The 17,607-nt window shown below is 46.3% G+C and carries 17 protein-coding genes; 7 read left to right on the forward strand and 10 right to left on the reverse strand.

Going from position 1 to position 17,607, the window contains the following annotated elements:
- Positions 1 to 135 precede the first annotated feature (135 nt).
- The 6 genes from QT994_RS06765 to QT994_RS06790 all read right to left on the reverse strand — a co-directional run bounded on the left by QT994_RS06765 (position 136) and on the right by QT994_RS06790 (position 6,842).
- Positions 136 to 1,560: a phosphoglucomutase/phosphomannomutase family protein gene (locus tag QT994_RS06765; RefSeq protein WP_333172784.1), complete on the reverse strand. Its 1,425-nt coding sequence runs from the start codon at positions 1,558 to 1,560 to the stop codon at positions 136 to 138.
- A gap of 346 nt (positions 1,561 to 1,906) precedes the next feature.
- Positions 1,907 to 2,641 (reverse strand): GTP cyclohydrolase I FolE, encoded by a 735-nt coding sequence (folE, locus tag QT994_RS06770; RefSeq protein ID WP_333045303.1) that lies wholly within the window; start codon positions 2,639 to 2,641, stop codon positions 1,907 to 1,909.
- Positions 2,642 to 2,751: 110 nt separating this feature from the next.
- Complete coding sequence (locus tag QT994_RS06775) at positions 2,752 to 3,477, reverse strand: SDR family oxidoreductase (RefSeq protein ID WP_333172787.1); 726 nt, start codon at positions 3,475 to 3,477, stop codon at positions 2,752 to 2,754.
- 243 nt (positions 3,478 to 3,720) lie between these two features.
- Positions 3,721 to 4,701: an acetyl-CoA carboxylase carboxyl transferase subunit alpha gene (accA, locus tag QT994_RS06780; protein ID WP_333045305.1), complete on the reverse strand. Its 981-nt coding sequence runs from the start codon at positions 4,699 to 4,701 to the stop codon at positions 3,721 to 3,723.
- Positions 4,702 to 4,975: 274 nt separating this feature from the next.
- On the reverse strand, positions 4,976 to 6,001 hold the full coding sequence (locus QT994_RS06785; protein WP_333172791.1) for a long-chain acyl-[acyl-carrier-protein] reductase: 1,026 nt from the start codon (positions 5,999 to 6,001) through the stop codon (positions 4,976 to 4,978).
- 148 nt (positions 6,002 to 6,149) lie between these two features.
- On the reverse strand, positions 6,150 to 6,842 hold the full coding sequence (locus tag QT994_RS06790) for an aldehyde oxygenase (deformylating) (RefSeq protein WP_333045307.1): 693 nt from the start codon (positions 6,840 to 6,842) through the stop codon (positions 6,150 to 6,152).
- Positions 6,843 to 6,906: 64 nt separating this feature from the next.
- Here QT994_RS06790 and QT994_RS06795 point away from each other — a divergent pair, with 64 nt between their 5' ends.
- The 3 genes from QT994_RS06795 to QT994_RS06805 all read left to right on the forward strand — a co-directional run bounded on the left by QT994_RS06795 (position 6,907) and on the right by QT994_RS06805 (position 8,645).
- On the forward strand, positions 6,907 to 7,104 hold the full coding sequence (locus QT994_RS06795; RefSeq protein WP_333172794.1) for a hypothetical protein: 198 nt from the start codon (positions 6,907 to 6,909) through the stop codon (positions 7,102 to 7,104).
- A gap of 232 nt (positions 7,105 to 7,336) precedes the next feature.
- Complete coding sequence (locus QT994_RS06800; protein WP_333172797.1) at positions 7,337 to 8,155, forward strand: carbohydrate ABC transporter permease; 819 nt, start codon at positions 7,337 to 7,339, stop codon at positions 8,153 to 8,155.
- A gap of 133 nt (positions 8,156 to 8,288) precedes the next feature.
- Positions 8,289 to 8,645 (forward strand): transporter suffix domain-containing protein, encoded by a 357-nt coding sequence (locus tag QT994_RS06805; protein ID WP_333172801.1) that lies wholly within the window; start codon positions 8,289 to 8,291, stop codon positions 8,643 to 8,645.
- Positions 8,646 to 8,705: 60 nt separating this feature from the next.
- Here QT994_RS06805 and QT994_RS06810 read toward each other — a convergent pair whose 3' ends face one another.
- Entirely contained in the window at positions 8,706 to 9,734 is a 1,029-nt protein-coding gene (locus QT994_RS06810; RefSeq protein WP_333045310.1) for a hypothetical protein, read from the reverse strand.
- A gap of 364 nt (positions 9,735 to 10,098) precedes the next feature.
- On the opposite strand from QT994_RS06810, the gene QT994_RS06815 reads away from it, so the two are divergent.
- From QT994_RS06815 to QT994_RS06830, 4 genes are all read left to right on the forward strand, one after another.
- Positions 10,099 to 10,281 carry a DUF433 domain-containing protein gene (locus tag QT994_RS06815; RefSeq protein WP_333172865.1) on the forward strand — a complete coding sequence of 61 codons (183 nt, stop codon included), beginning with the start codon at positions 10,099 to 10,101 and terminating at the stop codon, positions 10,279 to 10,281.
- Between the two features lie 132 nt (positions 10,282 to 10,413).
- Positions 10,414 to 12,237, forward strand: a complete 1,824-nt coding sequence (locus QT994_RS06820) for a pentapeptide repeat-containing protein (protein WP_333172804.1) — start codon at positions 10,414 to 10,416, stop codon at positions 12,235 to 12,237.
- Between the two features lie 60 nt (positions 12,238 to 12,297).
- Complete coding sequence (locus QT994_RS06825) at positions 12,298 to 12,837, forward strand: hypothetical protein (protein WP_333172806.1); 540 nt, start codon at positions 12,298 to 12,300, stop codon at positions 12,835 to 12,837.
- 48 nt (positions 12,838 to 12,885) lie between these two features.
- Positions 12,886 to 13,500: a hypothetical protein gene (locus QT994_RS06830; protein WP_333172808.1), complete on the forward strand. Its 615-nt coding sequence runs from the start codon at positions 12,886 to 12,888 to the stop codon at positions 13,498 to 13,500.
- 166 nt (positions 13,501 to 13,666) lie between these two features.
- Here QT994_RS06830 and QT994_RS06835 read toward each other — a convergent pair whose 3' ends face one another.
- From QT994_RS06835 to QT994_RS06845, 3 genes are all read right to left on the reverse strand, one after another.
- Positions 13,667 to 13,933 carry a hypothetical protein gene (locus QT994_RS06835; protein ID WP_333172810.1) on the reverse strand — a complete coding sequence of 89 codons (267 nt, stop codon included), beginning with the start codon at positions 13,931 to 13,933 and terminating at the stop codon, positions 13,667 to 13,669.
- Between the two features lie 210 nt (positions 13,934 to 14,143).
- Positions 14,144 to 14,323: a hypothetical protein gene (locus tag QT994_RS06840; RefSeq protein WP_333045316.1), complete on the reverse strand. Its 180-nt coding sequence runs from the start codon at positions 14,321 to 14,323 to the stop codon at positions 14,144 to 14,146.
- 27 nt (positions 14,324 to 14,350) lie between these two features.
- A complete protein-coding gene (locus QT994_RS06845; protein ID WP_333172813.1) occupies positions 14,351 to 17,554 on the reverse strand; it encodes an efflux RND transporter permease subunit in 3,204 nt (1,067 codons plus the stop codon).
- Positions 17,555 to 17,607 lie beyond the last annotated feature (53 nt).

A 17,607-nucleotide genomic window follows, 5' to 3' on the forward strand; every position in this document is an offset into this window, starting at 1 on the left:
TAAAATTAACCTGATATAGCCATACTATTTGATTTATGAACTAGATTTTCTTAACCGCAGAGGTCGCAGAGGACGCAGAGAAAGAGAGATTTGATATCAAGTCATCTGCGTTTATCTGCGGTAAAAAAAATCCGATTAATTATGCGCCCAAGCTTTCGCCCAGTTTAAGTTTTGCATAACTTCTTTCAACGTCGCAGCTTCTGAATACAGCCGCAACACGGGTTCGGTTCCGCTAAACCGAATTAACAGCCAACTTCCGTCGGCTAAACGGAATTTATATCCGTCAACTTTGTTGCAATCTACAACTGCTTTGTCGGCGATTTCTGTTAAAGGTTGATTTTGCAGCAGCGACAGCAAACGCGACCTTTCTTCCATATTTGCTAGGTGCAAGTCGATTCTGTCATAAGCTGAAGTAAAGCTTGTTTCTTGTTGCAGCCGGGTGTAAATTTCGCTTAAGTCTTCCCCTGATTTGACAACTGCTTCTAATAAGTACAGCGCTGACAGCAAAGCATCTCGTTCGGGGATGTGTGTACCGTAGCCAATTCCTCCCGATTCTTCACCGCCGACTAAGACTTGGGTGGTTAACATTCGATCGGCTATATACTTGTAACCGATCGGCGTTTCAAATAAAGGCAAGTTGTACAGCTTGGCAATTTTGGGAATTATGTCGGAACCGCTGACTGTTTTGATGACTTCCCCGGTCAAGCCGCGCCGTTTTGCTAAATGTTCGATTAATATGGGAACTAGGATTTGTGAACTGAGAAAGTTGCCACTAGAGTCAACAGCAGCAATTCGATCGCTATCTCCGTCAAATACAAATCCGATGGACAAACCAGAACTTTTTCGCTGGTGAGTTCGCATCACGCGGAATAACTGTGACAGGTAGCGCGGCAAAGGTTCGGGTGCACCGCCTCCAAACAGCGGATCTCGATCGCTGTTGACTTCATGTACCGGAACTTCTAAAATTTGAGCTAGTCCTCCGGCTGCGGCACCGTGCATTACATCTACAAATACTGTAATTTTGCCGCTGGCGATCGCCTCTTTAATCGCCTCAATATCCACCATTTCCCGCAAGGTTTTGCAGTAAGCTGGCCAAGGATTGAAATTCTCCAATTTGCCTGGAGTTGCTGAAAGTTCCGCCGGATTTTCGAGTTTTGCTTCTATCTGTTGAGTAACTTCGGGCGAAACTGAACCGCCAAATCCGCCCTTGACTTTTAACCCTAAATATGCACCGGGATTGTGGCTAGCTGTCAGGACGATCGCGCCCAAAGCATTTAATTGTTTGGCAGCTAAACTGAAAGCTGGAGTGGGTGCGTAGGATTCGCTCAGCAGCACGTCAAATCCCGCGTTTTGGATGGCAATAGCCGCTGTTTTGGCAAATTCTTCAGCCAGAAATCGGCGGTCGTGACCGACAATTACGGTACTGCTGCTGCCATCGCTGCCGCCGGTTTGTGAGAGAACTTGTGCAGCTAGGGGAGCTACTAACGCCACGCGATCGAATGTAAAATCGTCAGCAATGATGCCGCGCCAGCCATCTGTACCGAATTTAATAGGATTCATTTAGTCACAAGTCATGAGTCACCCGTCTATTTTATGGGGTTATCAGTCGATCGTCATCTGATTTTAGATTTTAGATTTTAGATTTTAGATTATGGAATTGCTTCCACAGCCTTTACTCTGGCTATTGACCGAAAGCATCCAGGATACAAGCCCCCGGATTCATCCGTGGGGTCCATGCTTCAATCTAAAATCTAAAATCTAAAATCTAAAATCGATTGACTGTTGGCTGTCATTAGCTAGCCTTGGTTGATAGATTATGTTGGGTTTCGTCTCTCAACCCAACTTACTAATTACTGTTAACTGTCAACTGCCAACTGCCAACTGTCAACTGTCAACTGTCAACTGATTAAAAGAATGCCGGTTGGTGGCGGATCAAATTCAGGAATTCTTCGCGAGTTTTCTGTTCTTCTTGAAACACGCCCAACATGGCACTCGTAACCGTCCAAGAACCGGGTTTTTGCACACCCCGCATCGTCATGCACATATGGCTGGCTTCCATTACTACAGCTACTCCCTGCGGTTCCAATATTGTCTCAACTGCTTCGGCAATTTGACGAGTCAAACGTTCTTGCACCTGCAACCGGCGGCTGTACATCTCGGCAATTCGGGCTAATTTGCTCAGTCCCACTACTTTTTGGTTGGGAATGTAAGCGATGTGAACTCTGCCCATAAACGGCAGCATATGGTGTTCGCACATACTGAATACGCTGATGTCTCGCACCAGTACCATTTCGTTGTGACCTTCGTCAAAGATAGCGCCGTTGAGGAGTTCTTCGAGGGATTGACTGTAGCCGCTGGTGAGAAACCGCATTGCTTCTGCTACTCGCTTTGGGGTTTTAAGCAATCCTTCGCGTTCGGGGTCTTCTCCTATTCCCAGCAGGATTGTCCGAACGGCGGCCATCATTTCTTCCTGGCCTACTTCTGAGGGTACGGGTACGTTGGATTCTTGACCGTGCGAGGAATTGCGATCGGGTCGAGTGGGGATGCGCGGGGAGTTATTATCTGCGGTTTGTAACAGTTTCATGCTGTCAGTCGAGAGTGAGTTCGAGCCATTGGAATCGGTGGAAGATGCAATTGTCATAACAAGTTGGTGTGAGGGTGAATCGATTTGAAATTTTCGATAGGGGGATATAGCAAGAGATTCAAAGATTGTTGAATTCGAGAAAAATCCAGCAGTCTAAAATCTCAAGTTCACAAAACTCCTGCGTTGGACATGAGCGTGATTTCTTCAATTACTGCACTTGCTGGCAACTGAACTGCGTGCAGAATTGATTGGGCGACGATTTCTGGGGTTAACATGGCGGTGCGATCGAAGTCGGCGTCCACGGTGTCTGTGTCCCACATGGGAGTGTTGACAGAACCCGGACAGATTGCTGTGACGCGAATTCCGTGAGCCCGTTCTTCGGCGGCTAAGGTTTTAGACAAAGCCATGAGACCGAATTTACTGACGCAGTAGGCTCCCCAGTTGGGGAAGGTTTGGCTGCCGGCGATCGAGGAAACGTTGATGATGATTCCCGATCCGCGATCGCGCATGGACGGCAAAACTCCTAGAATGCACTGCCAAACGCTAGTAAGATTGAGGTCTAGAACGTTCTGCCAGTCGGCTAGGGACGTTTCCGTCAAGGAGCCGGTGTAGCCCATACCCGCGCTGTTGACCAGGATATCTACGGCACCAAATTGAGCTGCGATCGCGCTGATGCTGCTTTGCACTTGCTCAATTTTTGCCAAGTCTAAGGGATAAGCTTCTGCTTTCACTCCGACTTCTCGGGCTGCTGCGGCAACGGCTTCTAAGTTTTCTGACTCTCGGCTAACTAAGGCCAGATTTATGCCCTCGGCGGCGAACGCTAGAGCCGTTGCTTTGCCAATACCGCTGCTGGCTCCGGTTATCAGAGCCTGCTTTGTTGTTGGATGGTTCATTCACTGTCCTAATACTTTCGCTCGGCAAATCCCTACAGCGTTGCAGCCTTCTTCGGCAAATTAGAAAGCTGTCTGCTGCGGGTTATAACAGTTAATTATGAGATAAACATTAAGAACTGTTAAGCCGGTGTCACCTGAGAAATTATAACACTGCTGACTGAACAGCAGAATAATGAGCTGTGAGTTATCAGTTTAAAGTTAAGAGATTTTTAACTCCTAACTGATAACTCTGAATCGATCGGCTCAAGCAGAAATTTCAGTGAATACCCCGATGTGGCGAAACTTTTGATACCGAAGCTCGCGTCGCTGCTGAGCCGTAAGCTGTGTTAGTTCTGCTAAGTTTTCCAACAAAGCTTGTTTGAGCATGGAAGCGGCTTTGAGGGGATTCGAGTGAGCGCCGCCGATCGGCTCGGGGACTATTTGATCGAGAATGCCGAGGTTTTTCAAGTCCCAGGAAGTGATTTTCAGGGCTTCTGCAGCCAAGTTAGCTTTGCCAGAGTCTTTCCAGAGAATGGCCGCACAAGCTTCGGGAGTGGCGACGGTGTAGACGGAATGTTCCAGCATCAAAAGCCGCTCGCCGACACCGATACCCAATGCGCCGCCGGAACCTCCTTCACCGATGACAGTGCAAATAATGGGAACGTCGAGGCGAAACATTTCTCGGAGGTTGCAGGCGATCGCCTCTCCCTGTCCGAGCTGTTCTGCTTCTAAGCCCGCCCAAGCTCCCGGAGTGTCGATAAACGTGAAAATAGGCATTCCGAAGCGATCGGCGTGTTCCATCAACCGCAGGGCTTTGCGATAGCCGCCGGGAGCCGCCATGCCAAAGTTGCGGGCGATATTGTCCTTAGTGTCACGCCCTTTTTGATGGCCGATGATGACTGTGGGAAGCCCGTCTATGCGGGCAATTCCGCCGACGAGGGCCGGGTCGTCTCCGCCGCGCCGATCGCCGTGAAGCTCGATCCACTCGTCGCTAATTGCCTGAATGTAATCGAGGGTGCTGGGGCGGCGTGGGTGACGAGCCAGTTGCAGCCGCTGCATGGGGGATAAGCTGCTGAAAATCTCTTGTCGCAGTTGTGTCGAGCGAGCTTCGAGTTTGCGAATTTCGTCGGTGACATCGACGCTGTTTTCTTCGGCGAGTTCGCGGATCTGGTGAATTCTGGTTTCTAGTTCCGCCAGCGGCTTTTCAAAATCTAGGAGTAGTGGTTTGCGGTCGGGGTTTGCCACGCTGATAATTTCTATAGGGTTTTAAGGTGAAAGTCGATCGACTATTTTCCGATCCTACCCTGTTAGGGGATGCTGAAAAAGAGGGAAAAATGGGAAGTTTTGAATTTTAAATTGTGATGTGCTTCGTACCGTGCTTAAAAACTAGGGGTTATAGCTTCGTTTCACTTTTTAATATAATAGGTTAAGGCGCATACCCTCACTCTTACTTCCCCCCAACTATCAACAGTCAACAGTCAACAGTCACCTGTCAACTGTCAACTGTCAACTGTTAACATCAAACTGACATTAATAAAGGTCGGAAACCGTGTTTGACAGAAATCAGACCTATTTGCTCCATCTTTTCCACAGTAATTTGATTCCGTCCCCAAGAAAAATTGGTATACAATTTTTCAAATTCCAGCAGCATTGATTCAGCAAAACAGGCAAACAACTGCCGTCCCGGCACATCCATATTGACAATCTTCATAATTTTCCACTCAATATCGAGGGAATGCTCCACAATGCCGCCATTGAGTACGTAAATGCCTGGATGCTGAACCTGAGTTGCCAAATTTTTCGGATAGCCACCGTCAATCAATAAACAGGGTTGCTTCAATGTCTTAGGGTCAATTTCTACTCCCTTTGGCATACTGGCTACCCAGACTACAATATCCGCTTGGGGCAGGGCTTCTTCCAAATCCATGATTTTGCCTCGCCCCAATTCCGATTGCAAATCCTGCAATCGTTCTTTGTCGCGGGCAATGAGCAACAATTCTGCTACATTTGTTTTAAGATTGAGCCAGCGACACACCGCACTGCCAATATCCCCAGTAGCACCACAAACCGCTACAGTGGCTTTTGAAAGTTCAATCCCCAATTTGGGGGCTGCTTCTTCTACTTGGCGGCAGAGGATGTAAGCCGTGTGAGTGTTACCCGTGGTGAAGCGCTCGAACTCCAACTTGAGATTGCGAATTTGCTTAATTTGCTGCAAGTTGAAAGTCTCAAAAATGATGGAAGAAAAGCCGCCTAAAGCAGTGATGTTAATCCCGTTTTTTTGAGCGTGTGCCATCGCATTAAGGATTTTGCGAGTGGCTGCTTTAATCCGGCGAGTTGCTAGCATTTCTGGCAGAAAACAGGACTCCACATAGCGCCCTTCTATTTTTTGTCCAGTGATGCTTGTTACCGTGATATGATCAACTATTTGGGGCGGTGCGCTGCACCAAAAATCGAGACCTTGATCGGCATATTCTGGATAGCCCAGCTCGTTAGCTACTGATTGGGCGTGTTCTAAGCTGGTTAAGTGACCGATTAGACCAAACATTAAGTTGTCAAATGAAGGAAGATTGAAGATTGAAGATGAAAGATGGAAGAGGGAAGATGGGAAGATTAAAAATTTATATTTTCAAATGAGCTATCCCATTTTTAATTTTTAATTTTTAATTTTTTCCCATTCTTTATTTCCACATTAATTAGGCTGCGAGGCCTTGTGCTGACATCCGCATTATATCGCGGTTGTTAAAGCCTATGTTGCCTAGGGCTTCACCGTAGGCAATCATAAAGTCTTCGATTAAAGCGTCTTTTTCCATTCCCAAGACGCGGGCATCGTCTGCGACAGCGTTTAGCAGCTTCCAGATGATGGGCAGGTTTTGGCGGTTGGCGGCTTCGAGTTCGGCTTTGGATTCCTCAAAGTGAGCTTGCAGCCAGACTTCCCCAAAGTTGAGGTGGCTGTATTCTTCTTTGACAACGCCTTCGGTGATTTTGCGAGCAAAGTCATCGGCGACGGGGATGTATATGTTGTAAGCTGCGATCGCAAAACACTCGATAATTAGCGATTGAATCAGCAAGCAAGTTACAATCTGACCTTGGGCCGCGGCCGTCTGGAAGTTTTTGTGCAGTTCCGAAAAGAACTGCTTGGCAAATGCCATGTCCGGCGTGACTTTAAGATTCCGGCCGCAAGCTTGGAAGCCCTTCATGTGGCGGTTCTCCATCTTGGACAAGCCAATTAACTCTGCTTTTTTATCAGCCAACAGTTCGGCCAGTGTCAGGTAATTGTCGTGAGCTTCTTGTTCGCCTTCAATCACAATGGCGTTGATGCGGCTGTAAGCATCTTTGTAAGTTTCGGTTTGAAAGTCAATTGTTGGGCTAGCCTCAAGCTGGGGCATAGATATGTAGTCTCCTCATATAAGCTTCTGGGATGTTTGGAAACCCCTTTAAAATTCGGGGTCAGTGACCGTGCACTTTACCTATTTTGAACGCACCCCATCTAAATCAGAGATTATAGCTGAGGATTCTTTCGACAAAGAACTTTTCTTGGATGTTCCGGGAAAAACTGGCGTCCTCAGCGTGTTGGGCGGACTTTTGCCGTCGAACACTCCAGAAAGACTATCGCTAGAATGCTATCTATTTACTAATTACTTGAATTAGTCGTTAGTCGATCTTTTCCCCGGAAATAAATGATAGAAATACGGTCTATGTCTCCACCTTTAAGGGTTTTACAGTACCAACTCTATCTGTAACATTATATCCTAACCACAACTTTCTCGCTTGGTACTCCTTCTTTCCCTCTACGACATATTATGTTGTTGTATGGGAATCTGGGAGGCGATCGGGTTAGAGAACCTCACAGGCTTATTATTTTAGGTTAATTCACAAATTTATGGGTAAATCCTTTGACAGATCTCAAGCGCTGGAACTGCTGAGTTTTATTTTGTTGCTGGTGGGGGCTGCGCTGGTGCTGCTGCCGCTGGCTGCTGTATTTTTGGTTTCTTTATCACCATCGGGTGTCGGTGTCAAGGCCACAGACCTGACTTTTGCGAACTATCAGGAGGCTTGGCGACGGGGGAATTTTTTGTTGGCATTCTTTAATTCTACTCTAGTGGCGATCGCAGTGACGGGTTTTCAAGTTGTGACTTCTGCTTTGGCCGGTTATTCTTTGGCCAGGCTGAAGTTTCGCGGGCGACAGGCCCTAGTTTTGGGGGTTTTGGCGACGCTGGTAATTCCGTTTCAGCTTTTGGTGATTCCGATTTTCTTGGTTTTGAAGTGGGGCCACTTGCTGAATACTTACGGGGCGCTGATTTTGCCTACGGCGGCTAACGGTTTTGGGATTTTTTTGCTGCGCCAGTATTTTATGACTGTTCCGGTGGAGTTGGAGGAGGCGGCAATGCTGGATGGGGCTAACCGCTGGCAGGTTTTGTGGCAGGTGATGCTACCTTTGGCGAGGCCGGCTTTAGTGACGCTGTTTTTGTTTACTTTTATCGGGGAGTGGAACGATTTGTTTAAGCCGCTAGTGTTTACGACGCGGCCGGAGTTGCGAACTGTGCAGTTAGCTTTGGCTGAGTTTCAGGAACAGTTTACTAGCAGTTGGCAGTTGTTGATGGCGGCGGTGGTAATTGGCACAGTGCCGGTGGTGTTGTTGTTTTTGGCCGGTCAGCGACAGTTTATTCGGGGGATTGCGGCGACGGGGATTAAGAATTGAGTTGGAGATGCTTCGCAATTAAGTTTGTAGTCATATGTTGAACCATTCTCAAGAACAAGCAAGATGCTTATTCCACAAATACTAAATGTTCTTGTGGCACAGGCATCTTGCCTGTTGCTGACATTGGTGCAAGATGCGAGTTTGTTGTCACTCGGCGATTGAAATCGCTACTATACAAACGAAGTTCACTCCAAGCGGACTAAGAGATAAAGGGGATATCAAAGCTGTATTATGTGAATCTATGCAAAAGCTCGGTTTGTTTTTATTTGTCCTATCTTTTCTGCCGTGGTTGGCAATCTTTTTTGTTGTGCCATTCCTGCCGCTGGACATTACTCAAAAAACTACTTTATCGGTCGTTCTGGCTGTGGGTGCAGAAGTTTGTTTTTGGATTAGCGTAGTGCTTCTGGGGAAAGAAGTAGTTACCAAATATCGGCGTTATTTGCATCCCCGCTATCTTTGGAATAAAATCAGAAATTTTAACCGCAGATGAACAGGGTTCGACGCAGATAATGAGCCTGGAGGTTGGCTTTTATCTGCGGTCAAGGTTGAGCTATTCGCTGAAAATTTGCAAGCGAATAGAGCGTTCTCCGTCTCCGAAATCCACTTCTATCTTTTCTCCCGAAAGAGTGTCCAAGCATCCCAAAAGCAACCGCAAATTGGGTGTGCTTGCTCCTGTATCCACGTACAATCTATCTGCCAAACTGCCTAAACGCTTCCAAATTGTGTAGAGTTTGACTACTGTTTGTTCTAGCTGTGCGGCTTGTTTTACAACGTCGGCTGTGGTTCCCAAACAGCCGACTCGCAAAGATTCTTCTAAGGCCATTTCCATGTCTAAGTGAGACTGATTGAGAGCTTGCACTTGGGCGGCTGCATCGAGATATTTTGATAAGTTCTTGGCGTCGGAAGTTAGCTGTTTGACAGTATCTACGTCTGGATTTTCTGCTACTTCTTTTTGAATTTCGCTTTGGTGAGATGGGGAGAGTTTCTCCATTTCTTTGACTAAAGGAGCGAGGTAGCGGGAAGGTAGAGAACCAGTAGATGCTTTTTCTTTGACTTCTTCTGGCAATAAATCTGAGTTCATTGCCATCCATTCGTCGGATAGTTGTTTGACTTCGCGGCGGGTGATGCGATCGCCACTTGCTGCGGCATCTGTTACCATTTGCTGGACTTCGGGAGATGCTTTGGCGGTTTCTACAAAGGCTCTTTTGCTGAAGTTTCTAATGGAATTTGGGTCTAAATCTCCTTGCTGGATCAGAGTATCGGCACTATTAGCTAATTCTATCAAAGAATAGGCTTGACTTTTGCCAATTTCTCTTTCTTTGAGCCAGTTCAAAAAGCCTGTGCCGCGTCCTTCGCCGCCTTTTTTTTCTCTGTCTCGGACTGTTCGGAGAATACGCCCGCGCCAAATGTCGGTTTGCAAGTCGAAGCGATCGCACACTTTCCAGGCATTGTCAACCTGATTTTCAAAATCAAATTCTGGTATTTGTTCGTCTTCGGGGTCTGGCAATTGGAAATTGATATCGGTAAAGCCGTTGAGGGCTTCTGCAAGTTCTGCGGGATTTAGGGGGACTTCAGCCATTAGGAAAAATTTGTGTAGTGCAACAGCCGGTTTAATTGGTAACTTGCACGGGTTGACAGTTGAGACGCTATATGTAGCGGTAAAGTAGGCAAGATTTACCTACTAATAGAGTTTTTGTGCAAGTCATATCATTATTGCACGATGAGGTGCGATCGGCGAAAAGATACCCAAAATGACTCCGGGCACGCCCCTGATGGGACTTTATGGGAGTGCTGGCTGTGCGGGGATTGAGTTGAAGTGAATTAGGAAATTAAAGGAACTAATAAAATGCTGGAAACTACCAAAAGTTCCGAGCGCTCTATCCCTTTGTTAAGGTAGAATTGAGAACAGTAGCTAAAAGAAAAGTGCCAGGTCAGAACCAGACATCGCTAATATCATTACGATCGAACCGGGTAAACGAGGTGGGAAACCTTGTATTCGAGGTATGAGAATTACGGTTTATGATGTGTTGGAATATCTCGCTTCTGGGATGAGTTATGAAGAAATCTTAGAGAATTTTCTCTATCTTACCCAAGAGGATATTTGGGCTTGTTTGAGTTTTTCTTAAATAGTTATCATCTTAGGTTCTGTAATCGCTAATAATGATTGTATAGTAAGAGCGTAAGGCTCGCGAGCTAGAAGCTCGCACTGTAGTCGTCATTAATTGACTGAACATAATATTATCTCCCTGCGTGAAATCATGCCCAAAGACTTTTCCGGTAAAAATCTCCGAGGTCACAACTTCAAAGGTCAAGACCTCACAGGTGCAAAATTCATCGGTGCAGACATCCGAGGCGCAAACTTCACCAATGCCATCCTCAGAGAAGCTGACTTCACCCGTGCCCAAGCTGGACTGCAACGCCGCTGGACAATTTTTCTAGTAACTGTCTCGCTATTTCTATCGGTAATATCGGGATTGATTTTAGGCTTTGCTAGTTTGTGGATAGCATTTTTTTGCACTTCAGCTAGCATCAAACAGTACACGATTATTCCCGGTGTGGTTGTGTTGATAGTTTTGGCAATCTTCTTTATAGTTACTATCCGCCAAGGTATAGCGACAGCGGCAGCGGCAGTGGCAGTGGCAGGGGCAGCGGCAACGGCAGTGGCAGTGGCAGTGGCAGCGGCAACGGCAGCGGCAGGGGCAACGGCAGCGGCAGGGGCAGCGGCAGGGGCAACGGCAGCGGCAGGGGCAGCGGCAGGGGCAGCGGCAGGGGCAGTGGCAATGACAGCGGCAGTGGCAGTGGCAGGGGCAGGGGCAGTGGCAGGGGCAGTGGCAGGGGCAGTGGCAGTGGCAGTGGCAGGGGCAGTGGCAGGGGCAGTGGCAGGGGCAGTGGCAGTGGCAGTGGCAGTGGCAGTGGCAGTGGCAGTGGCAGGGGCAGCGGCAGGACTGGGTATTTACATTGCTTGGCGTGCCCTGGCTGGGGATGAGAAACACGCCTGGATTCGCAGTATTGCCATTGCTTTTGCCGCTACGGGTGGCACTAGCTTTCGCAATGCCGATTTAACTGATGCCAATTTCACTTACGCAATCCTCAAAAGTACAGATTTTAGAACAGCTAATCTCACTCGCACTTGCTTCCGCAATACAGAAAAACTCGATCGCGCGCGCGTCGGTAAATCGATATTAGCTGATACCCGCATCCGAGAATTACTCATCACTGGCAATGGCTACAGAAAATCCTATGTTGATGCGAATCTCCAAGGCGCAAACTTGATAGGCGTTAATCTCAACGAGGCTAATCTCAAGCAGGCTAACCTCAGCGAAGCAACTTTGCATCAAGCTAATTTGGCATGGGCAAACCTGACTGAAACTCAAGCTTTGGCAACAGATTTTACCGCAGCTTATTTTACAGGTGCTTGTTTGGAAGCTTGGAACATTGACGGTAATACAAAGCTCGATCGCGTTGACTGTCGGTTTGTTTATCTTCTAGAATATCCCAAACCGGGAACTGACGATCGCGAACGCCGTCCCAGCAGTGGCGAATTTGCATCGGGAGAATTTACCAAACTGTTTGATGAGGTTTTGAACACCATCGATCTAATTTTTCGTAACGGCATTGACTGGAAAGCTTTTGCTGCGGCATTCAAACAATTGCAAGTGGAAAATGAAGGCACGGAACTGACTATCCAGAGTATTGAAAATAAAGGCGATGGAGTCATTATTGTCAAAGTTAGCGCACCACCCGATGCTAATAAGGAGCATATTCATAGAAGTTTTACACAAAGTTATGAACTAATGGCGGCAAGACTGGAAGATAAAAACAAGCAGATAACTTTTCTGGAAGGAGTCGTGAACCAACTGGCTGCTAAACCTGTTACCATAGAAGTTAAAGCTACAGCAGAGAATAAAATCGGAAGCGACAACATCGACCAAAGTCGCAAAGTTGAAATTTCAGGAGGAACGATTAGCGCTACTGGTGCGGGTTCGTTAAGTTTAGGAGATAATGACGGTACAACAGCCAACACGATCGAGCAGTTGCCCGATCCAGCCGTTAGCGCAGCCCTCGAAGACGATCGCCCTTAATCACAAAGTGAGTAATGCTATAATTTTAGTCAAACTCTGGTAACAGCGGAAATCAAAGCTATGAGCGTATCAGTAAGTTCAGAGAAACCGGAATTTAAAGAATTACTGCTGCAATTGCAAGCTGCCATTGCGAATGAAAATACAGAATTGTCAATCCAGAGTATAGAAAATTCCGAAAAGGGAGTAATTGCAATCTTTGTCAATGCTCTGACCGATGATAAGCAAGCTATAATTTATCACGAGTTAAAGCAAAACTACGAACTGCTGTTAAAGGCTATTGAAGATAAATATCAAGCTGAACTACGAGCCAAAGATTGCGAAATTGCAATGTACCGTCGAGAAATAGCTATTTCCCAAGCAGTTTCTGAAAGTTTAACAGAAATGGAAACCGCCACTAATCCCAGTCAAGAAGATGAGTCGATCTCCGAATCAGAGGATGTTGCGTCAGTAAGGGCGATCGCCCAAAAATACAAGGCAGAATTAAAATATAAAGATGAGGAAATCGCTTTATATCGCCAGGAAATAGCTGAACTAAGAGAACTAAATCAGATTTTAGCTAAACAACCACTATCAATTAATATTATTCCGGAGGATAAGTAAGCATAAACTCTTAGCCCAACCATGCAAAATGACGAAAGTCTGGCTCGAATGATACAGGGATATGAGCAAATTATCAAAAATTTAGAAGCCAAGCACAAATTTGAACTGCAAGCTAAAGATAGAGAAATAGATTTTTACCGTCAGAAAAGTTTGGAGCTAAATGAAATTCTAAAATTGTTGGCTACGCGACCTGTTAATGTTAAGATTACAAATAAACCTAAAGCTAGATCGGAGAGTAAAGCTATGAGTGACCAAATCGACCAAAGTCGCAAAATAGAAATTACAGGCGGAACGGTGAACGCTAGCGGTGCTGGAGCGTTAAGTTTAGGTGATATCAGCGGTACTGTTGCCAATACAATTAATCAACTATCTGATTCTGCTAAACCAGATGAACCGGGAATCAAAGAATTATTGACCCAGTTACAAACAGCGATTGAGGCTGAGACTGATTTATCTGATGAGGATAAAGCTGAAGCCTTGGAACAGGTAAAAACTTTGGCAGAAGTAGGGAAAAATCCCCAAGAAAGCACAATGCAAAAGGCGGGGAAAACGGCAATGAAGATTCTGAAAGGGACTATTGCTGGTGTACCGAGTGCGGTGACGTTGGTGGAAGCTTGCAGTAAATTGTTGCCCGCGATCGCAAGTCTCTTACTTCTACCTTAAAATCTAATATTAAATAAGCTGAATCGCATCTAATTTGTATGTTTAGGGCGGGCGAGACACCCCACGGGGATTCTTCGCTTCACTTGCGAATGACAACGTATGTTTAGGGCGGGCGAGACGCCCACCCCACGAAGATTCTTCGCTTCAATCAAAATGACAGCGCAGCTTACCGTTCAGATTTTCTCGGCGGTGTACCGTTAGCCCGCGAACGGCGGATCAGTACGCTCATCACCTGCTTCGGATTGGCTGCACGTTGTACGGGGCTCCAATCGCCCACTTCGGCAAATCCTAGTCGGTACAAAGTGAGTATGGTTTCCCTGACACCTTTGGGCGAACCGACAACCGTTAACAGCACCACTTCCTGTTCGCATACTGCTGAGTCGTCATTTGGGCGATCGGATATGTTGTCGTCAGGCACGAATTCCTGTGACATATTATGTTCTCCTGGTTTTGGGTTTTCTAGGAAAACCCAAAAACCCAGCCGCCCCGCAGTTCAACACATAGCAGGGCGGCTACAGAGGATGTTAAGATACTCCGTTAGCCTCCAGACTGCTTGTACCAGTTTGGCGGTTAGCTGTCCATTGCTGTTACGAGCAGCTTTGGGCAGTGCAACTAGATTTTTGGGCGACGCGGGCTGCCTCCTCTACAAGCAAGCAACCTCTAACTTCAAAGCGTAGCCGCAGATGGGGGCCGCCGTCAATCCATTTTGGATTTTGGATTTGGGATTTGGGATTGAAGAATTGAGCCCCGGACTAATCTGGGGACTTTGGGGGTTTTGATGCGGGATTGGCGGGTTTTGGGCGATCGCACCAATGAGACTCACAAAACGATCGCCTTTTCAACTTACCAACTACAACGGCGATACTTTATCGCGTTCAATCTCCTCGTGGTGAGTTGTTTTCCCGTTCAAAATTGTGCCATCCTCGGGCGGATTTTGCGGGCGATCGCGCTTCTTAAAGCGATCGCGAGCCGAGACAATCACCACATACAGAACCGGCACCATAAACAAACTCAAGACAGTAGAAACAACCATCCCCCCTGCGATCGCATTCCCTAGCGATCGACGACTCGCCGCCCCCGCACCTTCCGGGTTAACCAAAGGAGCAATACCCAAAATGAAAGCTAGAGAAGTCATCAAAATCGGTCGTAAACGCTCTTGAGCAGCTTCAACTGCTGCCTTCGCAATTGGATATCCCCGCTCCCGCAACTGGTTCGCAAACTCCACGATTAAAATCGCATTTTTACTCGCCAATCCAATCAACATCACCAAACCAATCTGGCAATAAACATCATTCGCCAAACCCCGCAACGACTGAGCTAAAAGTGCACCCAAAAGCGCCAGAGGCACCGATAGCAAAATAATGAAAGGATCGACATAATTTTCGTACTGAGCCGCCAACACCAAAAACACAAAAATCAGCCCCAAACCGAAAATAATCGGTGCTTGACCCCCCGATTCAATTTCTTCTAAAGAACTCCCCGACCATTCATAGCCAAAACCCGAGGGCAAAACTTGAGCCGACACCTTTTCCATCGATTTTAGCGCCTGTCCAGAACTCGCTCCCGGAGCCGGAGAGCCAGTAATTTCAATTGACCTATATAAATTGTAGTGGTTAACAGTTTGTGCTCCCACCACAGGAGTGATCTTCACCAAATTGCTCAAAGAAACCATTTCATTCTTTCCAGAACGCACATACAATTTCCCAATATCTTCAGGGTTATCACGAAACTGTTTATCCGCTTGAACATAAACCCGATAATTGCGCTGTTGGAGGTTAAAATCGTTCACATACTGAGCACCCAGAGCCGTTTGTAACGTACTGAAAACATCATTAATGGGAATATCGAGAGCCTTAGCTCGATTGCGGTCAACCTCCACAATTAACTGAGGCGTATTCGCAGCAAACGTACTAAATACTGCTTGCAATCCCGGTGTCTGATTTGCCTGCTTCAAAATCCCGCCCATAGTCTGGACTAAGCCATCTAAACCGCTGTTACCTTTGCGGTCTTGCAATTGAAATTGGAAACCCCCAAATTGACCTAAACCTTGAATAGCCGGCGGATTCACTGGGAAAATTCTAGCTTCTGGAATTGCGAAAAACTTACCCCGCAGCTTACCAATAATCGCTTGTACAGTTTGATCTTCTCCGTGACGTTCATCCCAGGCTTTAAGTGTTGTAAATATAATGCCTTGATTAGAAGTGCTACCGCTAAAACCAAATCCACCCACTGAAAAAGTCCCGACAACTTCAGGAAGTTTGAGAATTTCTGCTTCTACTTGATCCATTACTTTCTGAGTGTATTGCAGCGAAACACCTTGGGGCCCTTGAATAATTGTCATAAAATAGCCCTGGTCTTCTTCCGGGATAAACGCTGTGGGTACTGATAAATAAAGCCAAGCAGTTACTCCCAGAGAACCGATGAACACGAGGGTGACAATAGTCTTAATTCCTGTGAGAAATATTAAGGATTTCCCATATTGCCGCTGTACCCAATTGAGAACTCCATTAAAACGGTCAAAAACCCAACCTAGCGGACCCCCAAACTTCGGCCCTCGACGCAGTAATATAGCTGAAAGTGAGGGGGTGAGAGTAATAGCAATAAAGGTAGAAAGCAGAACTGAAAAAGCAATTGTTAGCGCAAATTGTTTATAAAGCGCTCCTGTAGTTCCGGGGAAAAATGCCACTGGCACGAACACTGCCATCAACACTAAAGAAGTCGCAATTACAGCGCTAAAAAGCTCCCGCATTGACTCAAAAGCCGCTTCGCGGGCATTCATCCCTTGGCGGATTAGGCGGTCAATATTTTCTACTACAATGATAGCGTCATCAACCACTAATCCCGTCGCTAATGTCAGACCAAACAGAGATAAACTGTTAATCGTAAATCCGAAAACTTTGATAAAGGCAAACGTCCCAATCAAAGAAACTGGAATTGCGATGATAGGAATAATAGTTGTGCGCCAGTCTTGCAAGAAAACAAAAATAACTATCACCACTAGCAAGACTGCTTCAAATAATGTCTTGACTACTTCTGCCATCGACTCTTCTACAAACAAAGTCGTGTCCAGTGCTACTCTATGTTGCAACCCCGGAGGGAAAGCAACAGCTAGTTTTTCCATTTCTGTTTTGACGGCATGGGCAACATTCAAAGCATTACTTCCAGGCAGTTGGTAAATCCCTAAACCTACTGCATCATTGCCTCGAAATCGCAGAAATGAGCTGTAATTCTCTGCCCCTAGTTCTGCTCTACCTACATCTTTTAATTTAACTAACGTTCCATTGGTCTCTGTTTTGAGGACGATTTCTTCAAATTCTGCTGGTTCTTTGAGGCGACTTTCAGCACGCAAGTCAATTTGATACATTTGTCCCTGGGGAGCAGGTTCTTGACCAATTCTCCCAGCACCCACTTGCAAGTTTTGTTCGTTGAGAGCCCTCGTTACATCTTGCATTGTGAGACGGCGAGCTGCTAATTTATTGGGGTCTATCCATAAACGCATTGCATAGCGTCTTTCCCCAAAAATTCGTACGTCGCCAACACCTTTTACTCGTTTTAAAGCATCTGCTAAATATAGGTCAGCGTAGTTGCTTAAAAATATGGTGTCGTATTCTTTATTTTCTGTAAATAAACCGATCGCTAATAGGAGACTGGTAGATTGTTTGGTAACTCTAACTCCTGTGCGTTGTACGGCATCTGGTAGTTGTGGCTGAGCAACTGCAACTCGATTTTGAACATCGACACCGGCAATATCTTTGTTTCGCGAGGAATCAAAGGTAGCTGTAATGGTGCTAGTGCCATCGTTACTACTACTGGAAGTTAGATATTTGAGTCCTTCAACGCCATTGATTTGTCTTTCTAGGATGTTCGTAACTGCATTTTCGACAATTTCAGCACTTGCCCCGCTATAGTTAGCTGTGACGTTGATTTGGGTAGGGCTGATGTCGGGGAAGCGCTCGATAGGTAGGCTGGGAATGCTGATTGCACCTACCAAGATAATAATTAAGGCGCAGACGCTAGCAAATACTGGTCGTTTAATAAAGAAATCTGCAAACATTATTTGGGTAATGGGTAGTTGTTAGTTGATAATTCCTAATTCCTAATTAGACT

It is taken from the genome of Microcoleus sp. S13_B4 (assembly GCF_036700885.1).
In the GTDB taxonomy this organism is placed as follows: domain Bacteria; phylum Cyanobacteriota; class Cyanobacteriia; order Cyanobacteriales; family Microcoleaceae; genus Microcoleus.

Bases quoted from the DNA above. Each gene is read 5' to 3' on its own strand.
- QT994_RS06765 (WP_333172784.1), bottom strand. From the start codon at position 1,560: ATGAATCCTATTAAATTCGGTACAGATGGCTGGCGCGGCATCATTGCT.
- folE (WP_333045303.1), bottom strand. From the start codon at position 2,641: ATGACAATTGCATCTTCCACCGATTCCAATGGCTCGAACTCACTCTCG.
- QT994_RS06775 (WP_333172787.1), bottom strand. From the start codon at position 3,477: ATGAACCATCCAACAACAAAGCAGGCTCTGATAACCGGAGCCAGCAGC.
- QT994_RS06785 (WP_333172791.1), bottom strand. From the start codon at position 6,001: ATGTTTGGTCTAATCGGTCACTTAACCAGCTTAGAACACGCCCAATCA.
- QT994_RS06790 (WP_333045307.1), bottom strand. From the start codon at position 6,842: ATGCCCCAGCTTGAGGCTAGCCCAACAATTGACTTTCAAACCGAAACT.
- QT994_RS06800 (WP_333172797.1), top strand. From the start codon at position 7,337: ATGGGTAAATCCTTTGACAGATCTCAAGCGCTGGAACTGCTGAGTTTT.
- QT994_RS06805 (WP_333172801.1), top strand. From the start codon at position 8,289: ATGCGAGTTTGTTGTCACTCGGCGATTGAAATCGCTACTATACAAACG.
- QT994_RS06810 (WP_333045310.1), bottom strand. From the start codon at position 9,734: ATGGCTGAAGTCCCCCTAAATCCCGCAGAACTTGCAGAAGCCCTCAAC.
- QT994_RS06820 (WP_333172804.1), top strand. From the start codon at position 10,414: ATGCCCAAAGACTTTTCCGGTAAAAATCTCCGAGGTCACAACTTCAAA.
- QT994_RS06825 (WP_333172806.1), top strand. From the start codon at position 12,298: ATGAGCGTATCAGTAAGTTCAGAGAAACCGGAATTTAAAGAATTACTG.
- QT994_RS06830 (WP_333172808.1), top strand. From the start codon at position 12,886: ATGATACAGGGATATGAGCAAATTATCAAAAATTTAGAAGCCAAGCAC.
- QT994_RS06835 (WP_333172810.1), bottom strand. From the start codon at position 13,933: ATGTCACAGGAATTCGTGCCTGACGACAACATATCCGATCGCCCAAAT.
- QT994_RS06845 (WP_333172813.1), bottom strand. From the start codon at position 17,554: ATGTTTGCAGATTTCTTTATTAAACGACCAGTATTTGCTAGCGTCTGC.